Genomic DNA, 19,300 nt, shown 5'->3' with positions numbered 1-19,300 from the left:
TCCTATTAGCTTATTCCGGAGCTTCTGATTTAAGTCATTAACAACGTCTAATAAAAATCATTAGACGTTGTTTTTATTTCAAGAATCTAAGCTATCAAACAATAAAATCTGTCGCCTGAGCCGGTTGCCCAACAATCTTCACTAGGAAATCTGCGAATGACTGGTCGCCAGCAATATTTAATGCTAAATCGCTTACGTTGCTTCCAGCGTCATAAGTCAGCATGGCTTCACCTGCTTTACCGCTGAAGCTATCGACAAAATGCAAGCCACCACTTTTACCCAGATTAAAGGCTGAAAGATCGATCTTATCGATGCCACTTTCGAAATCCATGATCCAGTCGGCCGCTTCCGGCCTAGAGTCGCTCACTTCCGCAAAGACGAAAATGTCTTTACCCGCGCCACCCCATAGCACGTCCGCCCCGCCGCCACCGAATAACACATCGTCACCATCGCCACCCATCAAGGTATTGCGCGCATCATTACCAACAATGACATCATTACCAGAGCCGCCAATGGCATTTTCGATGGTTACACCTGCGGCAATAGATACGTTGCCTTTCAGTCCGCCCACGTCAGAGAAAGATTTTTCGTTCAAATTAATACGCTGATTATTGCTATAGCCGGAGAAGTCGAAAGTATCGTTACCGTCGGCATCCCATACAGAGAATATCAGCGCCTTGCTGCTATCGGTCGCGGTGTAATAATCACGATCGGTATTAGAGTTGAAACCGTAAATAGTATCGCCGGTGCGAGTGGTCATATTTGCACCGTACAAGTGTTGGATCGCGGAAATATCATCCAACAGAGGCGCAGCGGCGTAATGACCTTTGTTATCGCCACCGGTATTTTTCTCGCCCCAATAACTCATAATACTGAACTGACGAGTGTCTTCCGCGTAGGTGACATCCTTATAAGACGGATAACCTTGGCCCGCATTATAATTACCCGGATGGCTAAGCCCCAGCGCATGTCCTATCTCATGAGTTAAAGTCTGGCGGCCGTATTCCATGGTATCTGGGCTACGAATATTATCGACATTGTAGTTATACCAGGTTGAACCGGACGGACTACCGCTACCCGGTAAATATGCATAAGCCTGGGAATCTGCCGGAGAACCGTCGCGGGAAAGCGTATAATTACCAAAGGTAATATTGGCTTTCTGGCTGGAAGCGATTTCTGTGAAAGCAATATTGGCGGCATCCGCCCACGACTGTAATGACAACTTAGCCGTTTCGATTTGCGCAGGATTGAATTTAACAAACCCCTTATCGCCACTCGGAATTCTGCTAACACTGTCTAAAAATGAATAGGTCAGCTTTGCTGGCTGATCAAAAACATTTTTGCCATTCCAGGTTTGCCCTGTACGAGTAATCTGTAACCCCGCGTCTTCAGTGGAGTAAGACGGTTTGCCGTTTATTGTCAGGCCATCACCACGCGCGTGATACTGTAATAACTCATTTACCGCATTATAGCCATTACGCGCTACAGCAGCATCAAACTGATCGACAGTTTTATTACTACTTGCTTTCATAGATAATGTTCCAAGTAATTTGGCTTAAGTGCCATTTAACCGAATGTAGCCAATGAATTAATCTAATTATAAATTAAAGACAGAGGCATCCAGCTGCCGCGACCATGCAGCAGTATTACTGAAAAAAATAAAGAAGGATGATGAATAACTGCCTAAGTAGTTATACAAAATTAATTATAGCCGGTTATTATAAAACGCAAGAATATTGGAATTTATTTTTATTTTTTTAGGAAGATAATTTTAAACACCAATTAAAACATATAGTTATAGCGTGATAATTATTGAATTATTTTTATTTAAATAGATGTATATACAATCATTTCATGAATAAATATTATCATTGTTAATTAATATTTGTGGCATGCGCCCCATTCATTATCGACCTAGGATTAAAATTAAACCATTATAGTTACGACCCAGACTCACCTGTCATGCGATACAGTTATAATAAATAAAAAATAGACATATAAATAAAATACACCGTAATAGAAATGGATAACAGAACCAAAGCCACATGAATAACAAATCCATATTCAATCAATTAAATTGAAATTTTTAGGTCTCCCTCCATCGATAAATCTTATTATTTTAGAGGAGAAAAAAAGACTGATATCATGACATTTTAAATGGATATATTTCTGGAAAACGGCGGGTCAGATTTCACTGAAAACATGCAAAAACAGTCCTCAAGTCAGTTTTGCACGCAGCAGAGAAATAAATAAAACACTTAATATTCAATAATATGTAAAACACAAACCCACAAAGTCCATTATCGATATCGAAATGATAATTGTTTGCATCAAAAAATTTATAATGCTATATATATCCCGCCTTGGACGGAATAATAATCGTTTTTCTTTTAACGTTAGCCAAATGACAAATAGGAACACCTTGAGTATGGATATTAATCCCTCAGGTATGTCTGGGCTTATTATTCGCTGAAATTCTACTCTTCAATAGGGACACTATAGAGATGGCTTCAACGCGGAAATTCAATGATAACTATATCCAGCATCTTAATGGCGAGAACTGGTCTCGTGCGAATACCCATTTAGTAGGGAAAATACTGCGTGAACTCAGCCATGAGAAATTGATTACGCCAACCCGTCTGGAAACACAGGCTAACGGCCTTTGTCGCTATAGTTTTTGTCCCGGCAGCTTTAGTTCTAATCACAAGAAATCTAATCACAATAAAATAGAATATCACTTCAGTGCCTACCCTTATCAGTTAGATCATCTGGATATTGAAACAGATACGTTAATCAAAACCGTAAAGGGTAAACAGCAACCGCTGGATGCGATACAACTTATTATTGAATTAAATAGCCTGCTTTGTATTTCCGAAAAGATGCTGCCAGTATATTTAGATGAGATCTCCAGCACTCTTTATGGTCATGCATTTAAATATCACCAGAATAATCTTAGTTCGACGCAGTTAACTCAGGCAGACTACCAAAGCGTAGAAACAGCGATGAGCGAAGGGCATCCGGTTTTTATTGCTAATAATGGTCGCATTGGATTTGATATTGCAGATTATGCTCATTTTGCGCCGGAAAGTGCTCATTCGATCAAGCTTATCTGGATTGCGGTACACAAAAATAAAACCGTTTTTGCCAGTTTAACCGGCCTCAGTTATCAGCAGTTAATGCAGGAGGAACTGGGGAATTACCAGACAGAAGATTTCCTCCGTCAGTTAACTTCTCGCGGCCTGAACGCTAACAACTATTTCTTTATGCCATTACATCCGTGGCAATGGTACGAAAGAATTGCCACTAGTTTTGCCGCCGATATAGCCCGAAATGACATTGTCTATCTGGGGCAAGGGCAAGATAGCTACCTAGCTCAACAGTCAATTCGCACATTTTTTAATATCTCTAATCCGCAAAAGAATTACGTTAAAACGGCGCTGTCGATTTTGAATATGGGCTTTATGCGCGGGCTTTCCCCGCACAGTATGGCCACTACGCCGCTAGTAAATGAATGGCTGGCTACGCTGGTTTCCCAAGACCCATTCTTTCAACAGAAAAAATTCACCATCCTGCGGGAACGCGCGGCAATGGGCTATTTCAATGATTATTTTGAAACCGCGCTGATTAAAGACAATCCGCATAAGAAAATGCTTTCAGCGCTATGGCGAGAAAGCCCAATCCCCTTGCTAGCCAACCATCAGCGTTTAATGACCATGGCTTCTCTGTTGCACCGGGATAATACCGGTCACTCAGTCGTAGCCGCATTAGTTCATTCTTCTGGTTTAGCCACAGACAAATGGATTGCACAATACCTTGATGCCTATCTTTCTCCGTTATTGCACGCCTTCTTCACCTACGATCTGGTTTTCATGCCTCACGGGGAAAATTTGATGTTAGTACTGGAAAATAACGTTCCAGTACATGTGTTAATGAAAGATATCGGAGAAGAAATCGCTATTCTTAACGGCGATATAACACTGCCCGAGGAGATTAACGATCTGCATGTCACTATCGAGGACGATATGAAGATTAATTATATTTTCCTGGATATTTTCGATTGTTTCTTCCGTTATCTCGCGCCAATTCTACAAAAAGATCTGGGACTGCCCGAACACCAATTCTGGAAATTGGTCGCGGACTGCATTTATGCCTATCAGACCCAGCATCCGGCACTGACCGATAAATATAACCAGTTCGATCTGTTTAAAGCCGACTTTGTTCGCACCTGTCTGAATCGCCTGCAAATGGCCAATAACCAGCAAATGATCGATCTCGACGATCGGGAGAAGAATCTCAAATTTGCCGGCACCTTAGCAAACCCGATTCATGTCTTTAAAACGGCGGGTTAATTCATTACGGCAGCGGCGCGGGTCGCTGCCCCCCCCAGTGGCACAACCTTATATTTGGTGAAAATAATAATGAAAAGAAGGGACGGCAAGAACCAGATTCGCCTGCAATCTTCGCACACAGTTAAACCAGTGGCATGGGTTCTTGCCGCTCATTTATCGCTGTTGGGTAGCGCGTATGCCGCCAGCGATAATTATAATGGCAACGAGAATACATCGCCGAAAAACAGCGCTGAAGAAACGACCATGACCGTGATTGCCTCACCGCTAAACGACGCTGGCGTAACGGAAGACAGCGGCAGTTATAATACCTCTTCAATGTCTACGGCCACCGGCCTGAATATTTCTGCTCGCGAAACGCCACAGTCGGTCAGTATTCTGACTAAACAGCGTATGCGCGATCAAAACCTGACCAGCGTAGAAAGCGCAGTCAATAATATTACCGGCCTGAACGTGCGTCAGTTTGATAGCGATCGCTTCGGTTTTACCTCACGCGGTATGAGCGTGAATAATATTATGCGCGACGGCGTCGCCACTTTTTACGATACCCGATTTAATTACGGCGATAACACGCTGGATACCGATATGTTCGATCGGATTGAAGTAGTACGTGGCGCGGCGGGTTTAATGACCGGGCCGGGAAACCCATCGGCTGTGATTAATCTGGTACGTAAACGCCCAACTCAGGATTTTCGCGGCAGCGTTTCTGCCGGCGTTGGCTCATGGGATAAATGGCGTACTACGCTGGATCTTTCTGGTTCGTTGAATAGCGATGGCAGCGTCCGCGGGCGTTTTGTTACGGCGTATCAGGATACCCATTCTTTCGTTGATCGATACAGTCAAAGCAGCAATCCGTTTTACGGTATTTTGGACGTGGATCTGACGCCAGACACCCTACTGACCTTGGGTGCCGATACTCAACGCAATATGACCCAAGGAGGCATGTTTGGCGGGTTGCCGCTGTTTTACAGCGACGGTGGCCGAACTCATTATGGTCGTTCGGCCAGCACCGCGCCGGACTGGACCTCTTCCGAAACGCGAACCCAGTCGCTGTTTACCCGCCTACAACACCAGTTCGACAACGACTGGAACATCAAGGGCACCTTTACTTTTGATAATGACAAACTGCTGCAAAATGTGATGTGGGCCGATGGTTATCCGGATCGTACAACCAATATCGGCATGCGCCCAGGAAGTATGTCGCTGATTGACGGAACTCGCCGTCAGCAAAACTATGATATTCAGGTCAACGGTCACTACAGTCTGTTTGGGCGCCAGCATCAGCTTGGCTTTGGCTGGAACCACCAGCGCCAGAATTTTGATAACGACTATTACAATCCGGCCAATTGCAGCACCCGCAGTACTTGCCCCGGTCTGGGGGATTTTACTCAGCCGGGCTGGCAGTATCCTAAACCGATTTGGAGCAATACGCGCGCCTACGGTTCTAAAGGACGCAATGATCAAACCGCGCAATATGTGGTGACTCAGCTTTCTCTGACCGATCCGTTAACATTGATTCTCGGCGGCCGTTTGACCACCTGGGAAACCCGAGGCGATAACTTCGGCACGCCGCAAAATGCCAAATATAAAAATCAGTTCGTACCATACAGCGGCCTGATTTACGACATCAACAGCGATTTGTCGGTTTATACCAGCTACACCGAAATATTTAATCCGGAAAATCGCCGTAATCGCGATAACCAATTATTGGATCCGATCAGCGGGCAAAACTATGAAGTGGGACTGAAAGGCGTCGCCTTCGATAACAGCATCGATTACGCGTTAGCGGTGTTTGAAATTCGCCAGGACAACATGCCTGTAGTGGATACCACTGCGCCGCGCCTGCCGGATAACAGCAGCCCTTACTATGCCGTGGACGGGACTAAAACCCGTGGTTTTGAAGCGGAGATCAGCGGAAAAGTCACTGAAAATTGGAACCTGTTCGCCGGTTACACCCAATATCATGTGCAACTGCCAAACGGGCAAACTTTCACTCCCGTCACTCCGCAAAAAGTCCTAAAAGTGTTCACCACTTATACCCTGCCAGGGTCGATGAAAGACTTGACTATCGGCGGCGGTGTTAACTGGCAAGGCAAGACCTACAGCGATGTAACCAGCCCGACCGGCGTGCAGCGCGTGGGTCAGGAGAGTTTTGCGGTTTACAGCCTGATGAGCCGCTATCAGTTCACTCAGCAGCTGTCGCTGACGGTGAATCTGGATAATCTATTCAATCAGCATTATTACTCGCAAATTGGTCAGTACAGCCAATACCTGATGGGCAAGCCGCGTAATGTGAATGCCACCGTGCGTTACACCTTCTGATTATTGTTAATACTGGCAACGCCACGGAGCGAGATTTTTTGGCTCCGTGGCTGCTTGTAATAACGCTAAGGAAAAACTTCGACCCAAATGTTATTGATAAATAGCCCCCGAAGTCCCTACGGATTCGCCCGTCATCGCACGGGGAGAAGAGTTGCTGTATTAACCGGCTTGTTTGCGCTGGCTTTTTTGCTTTCCGGCTGCGATAACACTTCTGCGCCAGACGGCGTAACAGCAGCCCGTGAAAAAGGCTTCCCACGGCAGGTCGCGACCGCTCTCGGTACTGCGGTGATCGAGCGTCCACCGGTACGCATTGTGACCCTGGGAGCCGGTTCGGAGGATATTGTGCTGGCGTTGGGGCAGGTTCCGATTGGCATTGAATCCCATCGCTGGGGCGGCGATGAGCAAGGTTATCTGCCCTGGTTTCGTCAGGCGCTGGAACAGCAAGGACAAACTCTACCGGCAATTCTGCACATGTATCCCGAACTGGATATCGAACAGTTAATCAACCTGAAGCCCGATGTGATTATTGCCGCTCAGTCAGGTATTAGCCAAAGTCTATACGATCAGCTGTCGCGCTTCGCGCCGGTGGTTGCTTATCCCGGCTTGCCCTGGCTAACGTCGACTCGCCAGCAGATTGAATTGATTGGCCAAACTTTGGGTAAAGAAGCGCAGGCTCAGGTTTTGCTACAGCAATTAGAAAGCACTTTGGTCGATGCAGGTAAAACGGTGCCGGGCATAACGAAACTGCACTTCGCTTACATTAAAGCTTCAGCTAATAATGCCAATCTATCGGTATATATCGCGGGCGATCCTCGCGTGGATACGCTCTCTGCAACCGGCCTGCAATTGGCTCCCTCCATTAAAAACCTAACCGCGTCCCAAGGCAGTTTCGCCGCAAATCTTGGGCTGGAAAATGCGGATCGACTCAATGATGTGGATATTCTGGTCACCTGGTACAACAGCGAGCAGGAGCGTCAGCGAGTAGAACAGCAGCCATTATTTAATGCCATTGCGGCGGTGCGCCACGGCGGCTACATCCCGATGACCGATCAGGCAATCGTGATGGCCATGTCCTACGGCACGCCTTTAAGCGTCGACTGGGGATTGCAACGCTTTATGCCGCTGGTCGCGGAGAAAGCGCGCCATTTGGCTGCCGTTTCGGAGACTCCGCCATGACTCATCAAATTCATCGACGGCAGCGAGCATGCCGTATTGGGGGCTGGATCGGACTCTTGCTGCTCACCTTGCTCTGCATTTTTGCCAGCCTGACGTTAGGGGCCAAACCCTTACCGCTAAGCGCAGTCTGGCACTATTTCAGCGCCGATGACCGTAACTATAACGATTTGGTGATAGATGCCAGATTGCCCCGAACCTTCATTGGCCTGATGGCCGGTGCAGCGCTGGCGTTGTCCGGATCCGTTACACAAGGACTACTACGTAATCCACTCGGCGATCCCGGTTTATTGGGCGTCAACGCGGGCGCATCAGCTATCATCGTCAGTTTCGCCTTTTTTCCTACGCTAGCCGCTATTCCTCGCTTTTGGCCTGCATTAATCGGCGCTGCGCTGGCAACCCTACTGTTTTATCTGTTAGGCGGCGGCAAACGTAATAGCAATCCAACCCGCCTGGTACTGATTGGCGCGGCGATCAATGCCTGCCTGTTCGCCTATGTGCAAGGCGTGGTGCTACTCCATCCCGCCGTGTTAGAGAACTATCGCTTCTGGGTGCTTGGCTCACTGTCCGGCATGTCGATGACGGCCGCGCTGTCGGTGTTGCCCTACTTTATCGGCGGATTAGCCCTCGTTCTCGCTATTGCACCGTCTCTTAACATCATGGTTTTCGGTGAGAATATCGCCACCGCGCTGGGTGCCAATACGGCCCAAATCCGGCTATTGGCCTTAATGGGCGCGACCATCTTGGCCGCCGCAGCAACGGCACTGGCAGGCCCAATCGCCTTTATCGGCCTGGCCGCACCTCATTTGGTTCGTGCCATGATAGGCAGTGATTTCCGCTGGCTGCAGCCCTACAGCCTATTGGTCGGGCCAATTCTACTGTTAACTGCGGATATCATAGCCAGAGTGATTATTGCTCCAGGCGAAGTGATGGTCGGCGTGATTACCGCCGCCGTGGGTGGCCCACTGCTTTATGCGGTCGCCAATCGCAAAAAAGGATTTACCGATGCCTCCCACTAATTCCTGCAAAACGCTAACGTTGGGATCTTGGGTATTTTTGGCTCCGGCCCCCACTACGCAGCGTTATCTGCTACTGATGTTACCTACTCTATTATTATGCCTGCTTGTCGCCATGGTATTGAGCCCTAACGGATTTGAATGGGGGAAAACGCTCAATATCCTCGCTGGGCAAGGCAGTCAATTTGAACATTTTATCTTGCTGCAATTGCGGCTTCCCCGCGCTTTAGTCGCATTAGGTGCAGGAGCCGCACTGGCAATTTCTGGCGCTATTTTCCAGACCACTACCCGTAACGCATTAGGCAGCCCGGATATTATTGGCATTACAGCCGGCGCCTCCGCTGGCGTGGTGGCAACCCTGTTGCTATGGCCGGGCGTCATTCCTGTCCCCGTAGGTGCCTTCCTCGGTGCCTGTTGCGCAGTCGCATTGGTCTACGCTGGCAGTATTAACAACCTATCCCATTCGGGAAAAATTGTTATTTCAGGTATTGCCGTCGGTGCGCTTTCCATGGCTTTCGTCAACTTCGCTATTTCACAAGTACGGCTGGAACAGGCAAACCAGATGGCCGCATTGCTCAGCGGCAGCCTTGCGGAGAAAAACTGGCGCGACGTATGCATTATCAGCCTAGCGTTAAGCGTAGTAACGCCGGGATTGGTGTATCTCAGTCGTCAGCTCAACTTTCTGAGTCTGGGGAGCGGGGTTGCCCAATCATTGGGCGTCAACATAGGTCTGACACATCTGTTGAGTTTGTTACTGGCCATAGTTTTGGCAACCGCAGCGGTATTGGTGGTTGGCCCGGTGGCATTCATCGCTTTATCTGCGCCGCAAATTACCCGCCATCTGCTCCGCGCCAAAGGAATCGCGCTGCTGAACACTGCGTTGATGGGTGCGCTACTGCTATTGGCGTCAGATATTATCACTCTGCTTCTGCCCACGCCTTCCCGGCTTCCGGTCGGCGTAATCACCGCAGCCGTTGGCGGTATCTATTTGATGTATTTGCTGTACGCTGAAGTCAGGAGAATAAAATGACGTCCCCACACGAGTTAGACTTCCCTTCTACGTCGTTATCTTCGGAGTCATTGTCCACAACGCAGTCCCACACCGATGAGCCACGCTTAACGACTCAATTATTGTCCTTAAGCTACGGCCAGCGGACGATCGTCGATAAACTCAGCGTTAACATTAAGAACGGGGCTTTTAGCGTAATTATTGGGCCAAATGGTTGTGGGAAATCGACGCTATTGCGCGCTTTAAGTCGCGGTTTATCGCCGCAAAGTGGCTGTATCAAACTGGATCGGCAAAATATTCAGCATTTCAAAGCTAAAGCCTTAGCCCGACAGCTATCGCTACTTTCCCAAGGTGCTGGCGTCTGCGAATCCCTGACGGTCTTCGATTTGGTTTCACGGGGCCGCTATGCCCACCAATCCTTTTTCCGTCAATGGTCTGCCGCAGACGATAATATCGTTCGTGCAGCTATCAAGGCAGTCAACCTGGAGCCATTAGCGCAACAGATGGTCAGTGAATTATCCGGTGGGCAGCGCCAGCGTGCGTGGTTTGCCATGACTTTGGCGCAGCATACTCCAATAGTGTTACTGGATGAGCCAACTACCTATCTGGATATCGCCCATCAGATCGAAATGCTGGATTTATGCCAGCAATTGCATCAGCAGGGCAAAACGCTGGTGCTGGTCTTGCACGACATTAATCAGGCGCTACGCTATGCCACTCACCTTATCATGCTAAAAGAAGGGAAAATTTTTGCCGAAGGATTGCCTGAAGCCATAGTGACTGAAGAAAGTATTGAGACCGTATTCGGCCTAAGTTGCCGAATTATTACCGATCCTGAATCAGGAAAACCCTTAGTTATTCCTCGCTATCGCCCACGCTAGTCCTGCCCTCAGCAAAGAGTTAACGCCCCGGGAAATTGCCTCCGGGGCACTGTCATATTGATGTCCCTGATAACTAAACGGCAGGTATGCCAAAGGTAACTAATGGGTTGATCAAATCATCGGCAAATTTCAGACTCTGTGCCGGATCGGCTAAATCCAGCATTTGGCGATTATTGGCTAACTGTAACCGATTGAGGCAACAACGCTTAATTTGGGGGGTAAACAGTTCATAGCGTACAAATTGCCCAGCCAGCTCAGGATGCTGCCGTTGATACTCCCAAATACAGTTCGCCACCGCTGACCAAAAACGCCCTTCCGAATAATTCCCCTGCTGATCGAGGATCGCCGCCAGATAGCGAAATACGCCGTCAAACACATCGGAAAGAATTGTCAGGGTTTTCATATCCTCCGGCATATCCACTTTGACCCGCTGCGCCTTTTCCGGTAAATCCGCGGCCGGATTCATCACCAAAATTTCCTCTGCCAGATCTTTCATAAAGATATGCTGAGGCGCGGCGTTTTCCAGCACCAGAATGATATTTTCTCCATGGGGCATAAACATCAGGTCGTAGGCATACAAACAGTGCAATAACGGTGATAAATAACATTGTAAATAACGAGCTATCCATTGCTCTGTAGACAATCCGGAAGCAATGATTAGCTCAGGTAAAAACGCCTTGCCCTGCTGATCCAGATGCAGCAATGCCGCCATGGTCATCACCTGCTGACCCGGCTGAATCAATTGCAGCGGATTTTCTCGCCATAACGCTGCGGCCATTTTTTTGTACGGCGTATCCCCGCTTACCGCCTGTTCGTAATAACTGTTGCGGAAACCCACGTTGGCGACTTCACGTAAAATTTTAAAACCGTAACTGCGCAGCGTCTCATCCTTTTCCACCAGCTCAAACAGCCATTCATTAATGCCGGGCGTGGTAGCCATATAATAAGGCGACAATCCGCGCATAAAACCCATGTTCAGGATAGATAGCGCCATTTTTACGTAATATCGTAGCGGTTCGCTTCGATTGAAAAAAGTCCGAATCGATTGCTGAGCCTGATAGACATCTTTCCCCGTCCCTAAGAACACCAGCATTTGGTTGGCAATATCCGCAGCAAATACCAAAGACACTTTGCTCAGCCACTGCCACGGGTGCACCGGCATCAGCAGATAATCCTGCGGATTGAGATTTTTGGCGATCAGCCGTTGCTCAAATTCCGCCAGCGCTTCCTCGCCCAACTCTTGCAGCATCAGTTGCCGATAATCTAGCTGTTCGATACAAGCAAAATGCGCTTTGCTTTTATGCGCGGCCAGCCAGACCAAATGAACGTCCGAAGCCGCCTCCGGACTGAACTGCCGGAAATCCTGCCCATTAAAACCAATACGTCCATTATTGGCGACAAAGGAAGGATGACCTTCCATCATTTCCTGTTCTAATAACTGGAAGCTGGCATTTACCAGTTCAGGCGCGCTAATACCCACCCGACTGTGCTTATACGCACTGCTGTATAAGGTACTGGTAATCTCCTCCAGATAAGTCGGTAATACCGCATCGCTAATACCGAGTTCATCTTTGAATTCAATGATAAATAGCAGCGAATCCAAATCGACCCGTCGCCCATCAACGGTTTTCTGCAAAGACGAAGGATCCAGTAGCCAGTGATCCAGCGACAACCGACGGGCGCGGAAAACGTAACGAATCCGGTTATCTGGCGTAGCCAGTTGGTAAGGGAGGGACTCCTCGCAGTCCTGTCGACTCATCAATGTCTGAGGCGTTAATAAGCGCTCGTGGGAAAACTCGGAAATAGCTTTACACAAGTGCAAACGATTCACTTTTTGCCACAGTGAAGGCTGCAAATGCGCCACGGCTAACCCAAGGAGCTGAACGGCAGCGACGGACTGGGTTATCATCATTGACGCTCCAGTTGACGCGCAGACTGAAGCGCAAGTTGATGTTGTTCTCTGGTGCAAAAAGCCAGCCATGCCGTCTTGTGAGGCATTTCTAACCGTTGCTGATAAACAAAACCGGCAAGCTTATTCAGGCGATGAATTTTCTCATTTCGCACATCCGGTTCCACCACAATACGCGCCACCATTGGATCACTGAAAATAAACGCCATAATGCTTTGAAATACACGCCAAGTGAAACCTGCCACTTTATTTACCGGCGGAGCGACCAAAATATGCATTCCAACATCGTTCGGCAGCGCCGGATAATATTCAGCAATCACATCGTCTTTAGCGAGATAACGTTCCAGCAAAAAGGCGGGCTGTTGCTGTTTCATCCCAACGAATACACTGTCCGGCTGCCGGTCGAGTAATTCCTGATAAAACGCCAGTACCTGTGACTCGCGATAATGTTGCATTCCCCAGTAATGGGCATATTCGCGACTGACCCAATTGGTCAACCAGCTAATATCCTGCATCAGATCTAAAGGTCGCAGTGTGAATCCGCCGCTTTCCACTGGCGTCAGTGGGTTAATTTTCGCTGTCGCCTGCATCATTGTGTGCCCCCCTGTTCTGGAACGCTGAAACGCTGGAAAGCAATGCTTTCTTCAATAGGATAATGTTCAACCCCGGTTATTTCGCGAATTAAACAAGAATTACGGTAGCAGGCCATTCCCAAATCTGGCGTCACAAAACCGTGGGTATGCAGTTCAACGTTTTGCACAAAAATACTGTTGTGGCGATCAATACTGTAATTGCGCTGAACGTCGTAGCGGCCTTTATTATCCCAACGGATTAACGGGCGAATGCCTTCGATAAACGACGGCGGCAAATATTGATACCCGGTCGCCAATACCACCCCTTCGGACACCAAAGTGAACGGCTGATTCTGCTCATGCTGTAATAGAGACAGACTCAGTCCTTTGCCATTAGAATTTTCCTCCACCTGCTGTAATTCGCTGTTGGTATACAAATTCACATTTAGGACACCGTCCAAACGCTTGGTGTATAGCAGATCGAAAATGTCGTTGATCAGCGCGCTATTAATGCCTTTGTACAATTGTTTGTGAGTCAGATTTAGCTCATCGCGCTTTTCTGCCGGGAGGTTATAAAAGTAATCGACGTATTCCGGTGATGTCATTTCCAACGTTAGTTTGGTGTATTCCAGTGGGAAGAAACGGGGGGAACGCGTGAGCCAGTTGAGTTGATAGCCAAAGCGATCTATATCACTGAGTAGATCGTAAAAAATCTCCGCCGCACTCTGTCCGCTGCCTAACAAGGTAATAGAGGCCTTATTTTGCAAGGCCGCTTTGTTATCCAGATAATTCCCAGAAGTCACCATTTCCGCGGTGAAAGGTCGGCAGCATTCCGGAATACACGGCGATGGTCCAGTCCCTAACACCAATTTTTTACACTGATATTCGTGATAATCACCGGTGCACGAGTCCAGACAACGCAGCTTATAAAGCGCGTTTTCCTCATCATACTCCAGGGTTTCAACCCGAGTATTAAAGCGAAGGTTAGACAATTGCGCGGCGGCCCATTGGCAATATTGGTTATATTCCTTACGCATCAGAAAGAAATTTTCCCTAATATAGAAGGAATAAATTCTGCCCTGCTGTTTGATGTAATTTAAAAAGCTCAACGGGTGCGTTGGCGATGCTAAAGTCACCAAGTCCGACATAAAGGGCGTTTGCAGAGTAGCGCTTTCCAGCATCATCCCTGGATGCCAGTCAAAACCCGGATTTTGATCGATGAATAAACTATGAACATCCTTCAGCGGTTGGGTTAAACATGCTAATCCAAGATTAAAAGGACCAATGCCGATAGCAATAAAATCGTAAGGTCGCATAGACATAATCATTCCTTGTTTAGCGCGGCGACGTGATTCTTATCCGCATAGTTCTGCCCGTGGGTCATGATGGCATTGATAATTTCATTTAAATGCTCAATCCCAGTAGTCGGGTTCAGAAAGGTAAATTTTAAATACTGACGTCCATTGACTTTGGTTCCTGCAATGACCGAATTTCCCTCTCGGAATAATGCCTTACGAATATAAGCATTGGTGAGATCGGTTTCCCCATCACTACGGGAATCCGGCGGTATAAAGCGGAATACCAGCGTGCTCAACGTCGGTCGATGCAACAGTTCAAAATACGGGTTCGGCAGCATTAGTTGATAAGCGACCTGCGCGGTCTCCATTAATCGCTCAAAAGCCAAACCCAATTGCTTTGCGCCCATAATACGCAACGTCAGCCACATCTTTAGGGCATCAAATCGCCGCGTGGTCTGGATACTTTTATTCACCAAGTTGGGCGTTCCTTCCTGCAATGCGCTTAACGGATTGAGATACTCGGCGTGATAGGTCAAATAGGAAAAATGCTGTTTATCTTTGACAAAAAAGGCGCTACAGCTCACCGGCTGGAAAAAGGATTTATGGTAATCCACGGTCACCGAGTTCGCCATCTCAATACCGGCGAGCAGTTGCCGATGCTGGGAAGAAACCAACAAGCCACAACCGTAGGCCGCATCAACATGCAACCAAAGGCCATATTGCTGAGCTAATGCTGCAATAGGAGGTAAAGGATCGATGCTGCCAAAATCAGTGGTTCCCGTGGTCGCCACCACCGCTAAAGGGATATTTCCCTGCGCCAGACAGCGTTCGATACTTAACTCTAGGGCATGAGTATCCATTCTGAATTCACTGTCATAGGGAATAGGAACCACTGCGTTGTAACCCAAGCCTAATAATGCGGCCGCTTTTTGCGTACTGAAGTGGCTAACCGCCGATGTGAAAATCCGGAATTTGTGAAAATCAGCAGGGAGTCCCTGCAATTGGTTTTTATGGGCGGGGTCTCGCTGATGACAAAAATGATCGCGAGCCAGCAGCATAGCCATTAAATTCGATTGAGTTCCACCACTGGTAAAAATTCCATCCCCCTCTTCACCTAACCCTATTTTATCTCGGGTCCAATCCAGCACTTTCTGTTCAATCAGTGTGCCACCGGCACTCTGATCCCAAGTATCTAAAGATGAGTTAATCGCACCAATAATACTTTCCCCCAGCACCGCCGGTAGCACCACAGGGCAATTCAAATGCGCTACATATTTAGGATGATGAAAATAAACAGCATCTTTAATATACAGCTGTTGTAATTCATCCAGCGCAGAATCCAGCGAGGTCAGTGGACTATCCAGGTTTATTCCTGAAATATGCGGTGATAACTCATTCGGTAATATACCGCTAAAGGGTTTATCAACAACCTTTAATATATCCTTAATTCTTTCAGTGACATTAATGAGTTCTTCCTGGTAATTATCGGCACTTTGCTTATTTAGGAAGTTCCCTAAATAAAGCACCTCACTTATATCACCACTTCCCGATAAAAAAGGGGTTTCAGTATGGGCTACTCTGTACATGATATATCCTTATAATATATATAGATGCGCTCAGATTACTGTTCCACGATGTTTTTATTATAAGCAATGGTAATTGGTTATATAGGCGACAACTCTAAGAGAGAGTTAAATAGTCACTACAAAAAACCCTCCGGCCAGAAGCAAGAGGTTATTTCAAAATAAACAATTTTTTACAACGTTATTTCGAGCGGGCAATCATGACAATTACCCACGCCAGGTAGCTTATTACGCTGGCAACAGCTACGGCGCTGCAGGGTGTCATTACGTAATATCACCGTGCGATAAAGCGGATTTTCGCGGCCATCAGGCAAGGTCATTGTCATAAAAAGACCTTGAATAACAGTCTGATAAACATCTTCTTTCATGCGTTTTTTAAACTCACCAAGATACCAGAACATCAGGTATCCGATGTTATTCCACAGTAGTCGCCCGTTTATACCCTGATAGGACTCAATTTTATTAGCTATTGGAATAACATGGCTATTAATCAGTGCATAATAGCGTTCTAGTAAATTTTCCGCGCTCTGAGCTCTCCATTGTAGCTGATAGTAAATAATATCTGGTCTGCCGCTATCATGAAATGCCACTTTAAAGTTTCGGCAGTCGGAGTCAATTTCCTGCGGATACTCCATTAATAACAACATCATTGGAGGAATCACCAGACCGAAATACCATTGTGCCCATAGTGAATAAAGTGCCTTCTGATTCGGTTTTATATTATTACTGCCATAATACTCATTTTGATAAATTTCAATTAGTGACAGAAAATTATCGTCATTTGACCAATGATCGAAACTCATACTTTCGGAAGGGATATCATCGGAATTCACTTTAAACGTTACAGAAAAATGAGCGAAGGTTTGCTCAAAGAGCTGCGCTATATCCGCTATTACCCCTACAGGTGAAGGTGTAATTAAATTTTCTGTATTTGACACCTTCTACCTCCAACCGAATAGATGTTGAAGGCATTATTATACATAACGGTAATGATTATCAATACAATTCTCATTCAGCATGAGATGCCGCTTATATACATTTATTTCAGGGGTATTTTTTCCCCCAAAACTAAAGATGAAATCGCTGGATACACTCTGAAATAACATCAGTTAATCGATAATACAGTGCGAAAAACCGAATTGTTAACCCGTAGAAAAGAACGTTTACCAGAGGATGATGTCGCACGTCGGTGACGTTCTGGTAAATTTTATGTCCCAACTGAGAAAGGAGACATCATTAGGAACGCGCAACATTCCATTCCATTATGATTCCTTATTAGGGTTTGAAGGTGGATAAATGATGCTCTATGATTATTATTGAGAACGGTTATCATTACAGTACGTAACTAACCTATCATTCACCGAGATAATCATGAGGATAACAAGAATGAAAAGGCTCTATCAAATGTTGGCCGCATTTCTGGCCCGTTTCTCCCCACCGGCTATGGCGAGCGAATCACCTTCCGCGCCAACATCTCACTGCCTCCCCTGCGAATACTCCCTTAACCTTGATGCCACCCGTTTCAGTAATGAAGGAAACCTGAATTATCTGAAGATTGGCGATCGTGCCCCAAACCACATAACCGAGTAGCCGATACCCTGAGCGCCGTATTTCCCCTGGTTGAGGGCCTTTATTGAACAATATCGGCCCTGAACGTAACAAACCTATCGGATTACCAGTAGCCGATGGTTTTCCACCATAAACTGCCAATAATCAACCAAATAGGAATAATGACCAGACTGAGCAAGAATCCAATCTTCCACCAAGTACTCAATGGCACATAATTACAGCCAAAGAGGATGGGTGCAGGCCCACCGGAATAATGCGTTGTGGCCATATATAAATTACTAAAAATGCCAAAGACCAATACGCTCAGCATGGGTGGAGCGCCCGCAGAGATCGCAATAGAAACAAACACGGCGTACATCGCGCTGATATGGGCAATCGCACTCGCCATAAAATAGTGGATGTAGTAGTAAACCAGCAATAAGACTCCCAGCATGGGAACCCAATTCATGCCATCCACCCAGGTGGCTGCGATTCCACCAAACCATTTAATTAATCCCATCTTATTTAGTTGGCTGGCCAAGGTTAATAATACCGAGAACCAGATCATGGCATGCCAGGCTTCTTTTTCTGCCACCACATCATCCCAGGTTAAAGTTCCGGTCAGCAGTAATGCTGTTAATCCAATAAATGCCGTTAAAGTGGCATCGATATTCAGCTCGGCGCCGCTAACCCACAAAGCAACCAAACAAATAAACACGCACAAAACAATCCATTCGTGGCGGCTCATCGCCCCCATTTCTTTTAATTTCTCACAAGCAATTGCCCTCATTTCCGGCGTCTTTTTTAATACCGGCGGGTAAAAACGGTAAAGTAACCATGGGATAATCACCAAAGAAATTAGCCCTGGCACACTGGCAGCCAATGCCCATCCTCCCCACGTGATTGTGACTCCCATTTCGCTAGCTAATTTGGCAATCATCGGATTCCCAGCCATCGACGTCAAAAACATCGCGCAAGTTATCGCGTTGCATTGGAAGACGCATTGAATGAGAAAAGCGCCAATTTGCCGTTCGGTGCCTTTTTCTGGCGTCGAGCCATATGCTTCAGAAATTGAGCGAAATATCGGCGTGACAATGCCGCCACTTCTTGCCGAAGTTGACGGCATGGCTGGAGCGAATATCAGATCGGTCAGCACCAGTCCGTATGCCAGTCCGAGTGAACTGTGACCAAATTTACTGATAAAGAAATAGCCCACTCGTCGGCCAAAACCGGTTTTAATAAACCCTCGTGAAATAAAGAAGGCGCAGGCAATCATCCAGATAATCGGCTCACCAAAACCGGCTAGAATATCTTTAATTCCAACTAGCCCAGTCGCAACCGATAGTGTCAAACTGAATATCGCCATCGCACCTAAAGGATAAGGAGAAATAATCAATCCAATGACGGTGCTGGTAAATATAGCCATTAATCCCCAGGCTTTAGGGTCTACCGTTTCGGGCGTGGGGTAAAACCAAATAGATAATCCAATAAGTAAAATTAAATTTATTTTCCCTAAGCGTCCTTTCATAAAAGTCATTATTGCTCCAAAAATTTCATGTGATTTATCTTACGGGCAGGTTACAGATATTAAGTAGAAAAGGGTTCCTTATAGATTTTCATTATGATGAAACGTAAAGACCCAA

At 46.8% G+C, this 19,300-nt stretch carries 14 protein-coding genes; 7 read left to right on the top strand and 7 right to left on the bottom strand.

The window, feature by feature from the left end; all coding sequences use genetic code 11:
• Positions 1–94 precede the first annotated feature (94 nt).
• Positions 95–1,531, bottom strand: coding sequence for a serralysin family metalloprotease (locus tag AD970_RS07085; protein ID WP_049597605.1), 1,437 nt, complete (start codon positions 1,529–1,531; stop codon positions 95–97).
• 973 nt (positions 1,532–2,504) lie between these two features.
• On the opposite strand from AD970_RS07085, the gene AD970_RS07080 reads away from it, so the two are divergent.
• The 6 genes from AD970_RS07080 to AD970_RS07055 all read left to right on the top strand — a co-directional run bounded on the left by AD970_RS07080 (position 2,505) and on the right by AD970_RS07055 (position 10,747).
• On the top strand, positions 2,505–4,349 hold the full coding sequence (locus tag AD970_RS07080; protein WP_049597604.1) for an IucA/IucC family protein: 1,845 nt from the start codon (positions 2,505–2,507) through the stop codon (positions 4,347–4,349).
• 69 nt (positions 4,350–4,418) lie between these two features.
• Positions 4,419–6,668: a TonB-dependent siderophore receptor gene (locus AD970_RS07075; protein ID WP_049597603.1), complete on the top strand. Its 2,250-nt coding sequence runs from the start codon at positions 4,419–4,421 to the stop codon at positions 6,666–6,668.
• An 87-nt stretch (positions 6,669–6,755) separates the two neighbouring features.
• The gene (locus AD970_RS07070; protein WP_049597602.1) at positions 6,756–7,844 is read left to right on the top strand and encodes an iron-siderophore ABC transporter substrate-binding protein; all 1,089 of its coding nucleotides are present in this window, start codon (positions 6,756–6,758) and stop codon (positions 7,842–7,844) included.
• A complete protein-coding gene (locus tag AD970_RS07065) occupies positions 7,841–8,860 on the top strand; it encodes a FecCD family ABC transporter permease (RefSeq protein WP_049597601.1) in 1,020 nt (339 codons plus the stop codon). The genes AD970_RS07070 and AD970_RS07065 overlap by 4 nt, the downstream gene beginning before the upstream one ends.
• Entirely contained in the window at positions 8,847–9,887 is a 1,041-nt protein-coding gene (locus AD970_RS07060; RefSeq protein ID WP_049597600.1) for a FecCD family ABC transporter permease, read from the top strand. Before AD970_RS07065 ends, AD970_RS07060 begins: the two co-directional genes overlap by 14 nt.
• On the top strand, positions 9,884–10,747 hold the full coding sequence (locus AD970_RS07055) for an ABC transporter ATP-binding protein (protein ID WP_049597599.1): 864 nt from the start codon (positions 9,884–9,886) through the stop codon (positions 10,745–10,747). Before AD970_RS07060 ends, AD970_RS07055 begins: the two co-directional genes overlap by 4 nt.
• Positions 10,748–10,820: 73 nt before the next feature.
• On the opposite strand, the gene AD970_RS07050 is transcribed toward AD970_RS07055, so the two are convergent.
• From AD970_RS07050 to fhuF, 5 genes are all read right to left on the bottom strand, one after another.
• Positions 10,821–12,659 (bottom strand): IucA/IucC family protein, encoded by a 1,839-nt coding sequence (locus tag AD970_RS07050; RefSeq protein ID WP_049597598.1) that lies wholly within the window; start codon positions 12,657–12,659, stop codon positions 10,821–10,823.
• Positions 12,656–13,246: a GNAT family N-acetyltransferase gene (locus AD970_RS07045; RefSeq protein ID WP_049597726.1), complete on the bottom strand. Its 591-nt coding sequence runs from the start codon at positions 13,244–13,246 to the stop codon at positions 12,656–12,658. Before AD970_RS07045 ends, AD970_RS07050 begins: the two co-directional genes overlap by 4 nt.
• Complete coding sequence (locus tag AD970_RS07040; RefSeq protein WP_049597725.1) at positions 13,246–14,544, bottom strand: lysine N(6)-hydroxylase/L-ornithine N(5)-oxygenase family protein; 1,299 nt, start codon at positions 14,542–14,544, stop codon at positions 13,246–13,248. The genes AD970_RS07045 and AD970_RS07040 overlap by 1 nt, the downstream gene beginning before the upstream one ends.
• Positions 14,545–14,552: 8 nt before the next feature.
• The gene (locus AD970_RS07035) at positions 14,553–16,112 is read right to left on the bottom strand and encodes a pyridoxal phosphate-dependent decarboxylase family protein (protein ID WP_049597597.1); all 1,560 of its coding nucleotides are present in this window, start codon (positions 16,110–16,112) and stop codon (positions 14,553–14,555) included.
• Positions 16,113–16,282: 170 nt separating this feature from the next.
• On the bottom strand, positions 16,283–17,047 hold the full coding sequence (fhuF, locus tag AD970_RS07030; RefSeq protein WP_049597596.1) for a siderophore-iron reductase FhuF: 765 nt from the start codon (positions 17,045–17,047) through the stop codon (positions 16,283–16,285).
• Positions 17,048–17,495: 448 nt separating this feature from the next.
• On the opposite strand from fhuF, the gene AD970_RS19585 reads away from it, so the two are divergent.
• Positions 17,496–17,699, top strand: coding sequence for a hypothetical protein (locus AD970_RS19585; protein ID WP_157045473.1), 204 nt, complete (start codon positions 17,496–17,498; stop codon positions 17,697–17,699).
• An 82-nt stretch (positions 17,700–17,781) separates the two neighbouring features.
• Here AD970_RS19585 and AD970_RS07025 read toward each other — a convergent pair whose 3' ends face one another.
• Complete coding sequence (locus tag AD970_RS07025) at positions 17,782–19,194, bottom strand: anion permease (RefSeq protein ID WP_049597595.1); 1,413 nt, start codon at positions 19,192–19,194, stop codon at positions 17,782–17,784.
• Between the last annotated feature and the right edge of the window lie 106 nt (positions 19,195–19,300).

It is taken from the genome of Yersinia nurmii, assembly GCF_001112925.1.
Taxonomy (GTDB): domain Bacteria; phylum Pseudomonadota; class Gammaproteobacteria; order Enterobacterales; family Enterobacteriaceae; genus Yersinia; species Yersinia nurmii.
The sequence above is the reverse complement of the archived record's forward strand: the minus strand, read 5'-3'. Positions and strand labels throughout refer to the sequence as shown.

Excerpts from the sequence above, each read along its gene's own strand:
- AD970_RS07085 (WP_049597605.1), bottom strand. The coding sequence starts at position 1,531 with ATGAAAGCAAGTAGTAATAAAACTGTCGATCAGTTTGATGCTGCTGTA.
- AD970_RS07080 (WP_049597604.1), top strand. The coding sequence starts at position 2,505 with ATGGCTTCAACGCGGAAATTCAATGATAACTATATCCAGCATCTTAAT.
- AD970_RS07075 (WP_049597603.1), top strand. The coding sequence starts at position 4,419 with ATGAAAAGAAGGGACGGCAAGAACCAGATTCGCCTGCAATCTTCGCAC.
- AD970_RS07070 (WP_049597602.1), top strand. The coding sequence starts at position 6,756 with ATGTTATTGATAAATAGCCCCCGAAGTCCCTACGGATTCGCCCGTCAT.
- AD970_RS07065 (WP_049597601.1), top strand. The coding sequence starts at position 7,841 with ATGACTCATCAAATTCATCGACGGCAGCGAGCATGCCGTATTGGGGGC.
- AD970_RS07060 (WP_049597600.1), top strand. The coding sequence starts at position 8,847 with ATGCCTCCCACTAATTCCTGCAAAACGCTAACGTTGGGATCTTGGGTA.
- AD970_RS07055 (WP_049597599.1), top strand. The coding sequence starts at position 9,884 with ATGACGTCCCCACACGAGTTAGACTTCCCTTCTACGTCGTTATCTTCG.
- AD970_RS07050 (WP_049597598.1), bottom strand. The coding sequence starts at position 12,659 with ATGATGATAACCCAGTCCGTCGCTGCCGTTCAGCTCCTTGGGTTAGCC.
- AD970_RS07045 (WP_049597726.1), bottom strand. The coding sequence starts at position 13,246 with ATGCAGGCGACAGCGAAAATTAACCCACTGACGCCAGTGGAAAGCGGC.
- AD970_RS07040 (WP_049597725.1), bottom strand. The coding sequence starts at position 14,544 with ATGCGACCTTACGATTTTATTGCTATCGGCATTGGTCCTTTTAATCTT.
- AD970_RS07035 (WP_049597597.1), bottom strand. The coding sequence starts at position 16,112 with ATGTACAGAGTAGCCCATACTGAAACCCCTTTTTTATCGGGAAGTGGT.
- AD970_RS19585 (WP_157045473.1), top strand. The coding sequence starts at position 17,496 with ATGAAAAGGCTCTATCAAATGTTGGCCGCATTTCTGGCCCGTTTCTCC.
- AD970_RS07025 (WP_049597595.1), bottom strand. The coding sequence starts at position 19,194 with ATGACTTTTATGAAAGGACGCTTAGGGAAAATAAATTTAATTTTACTT.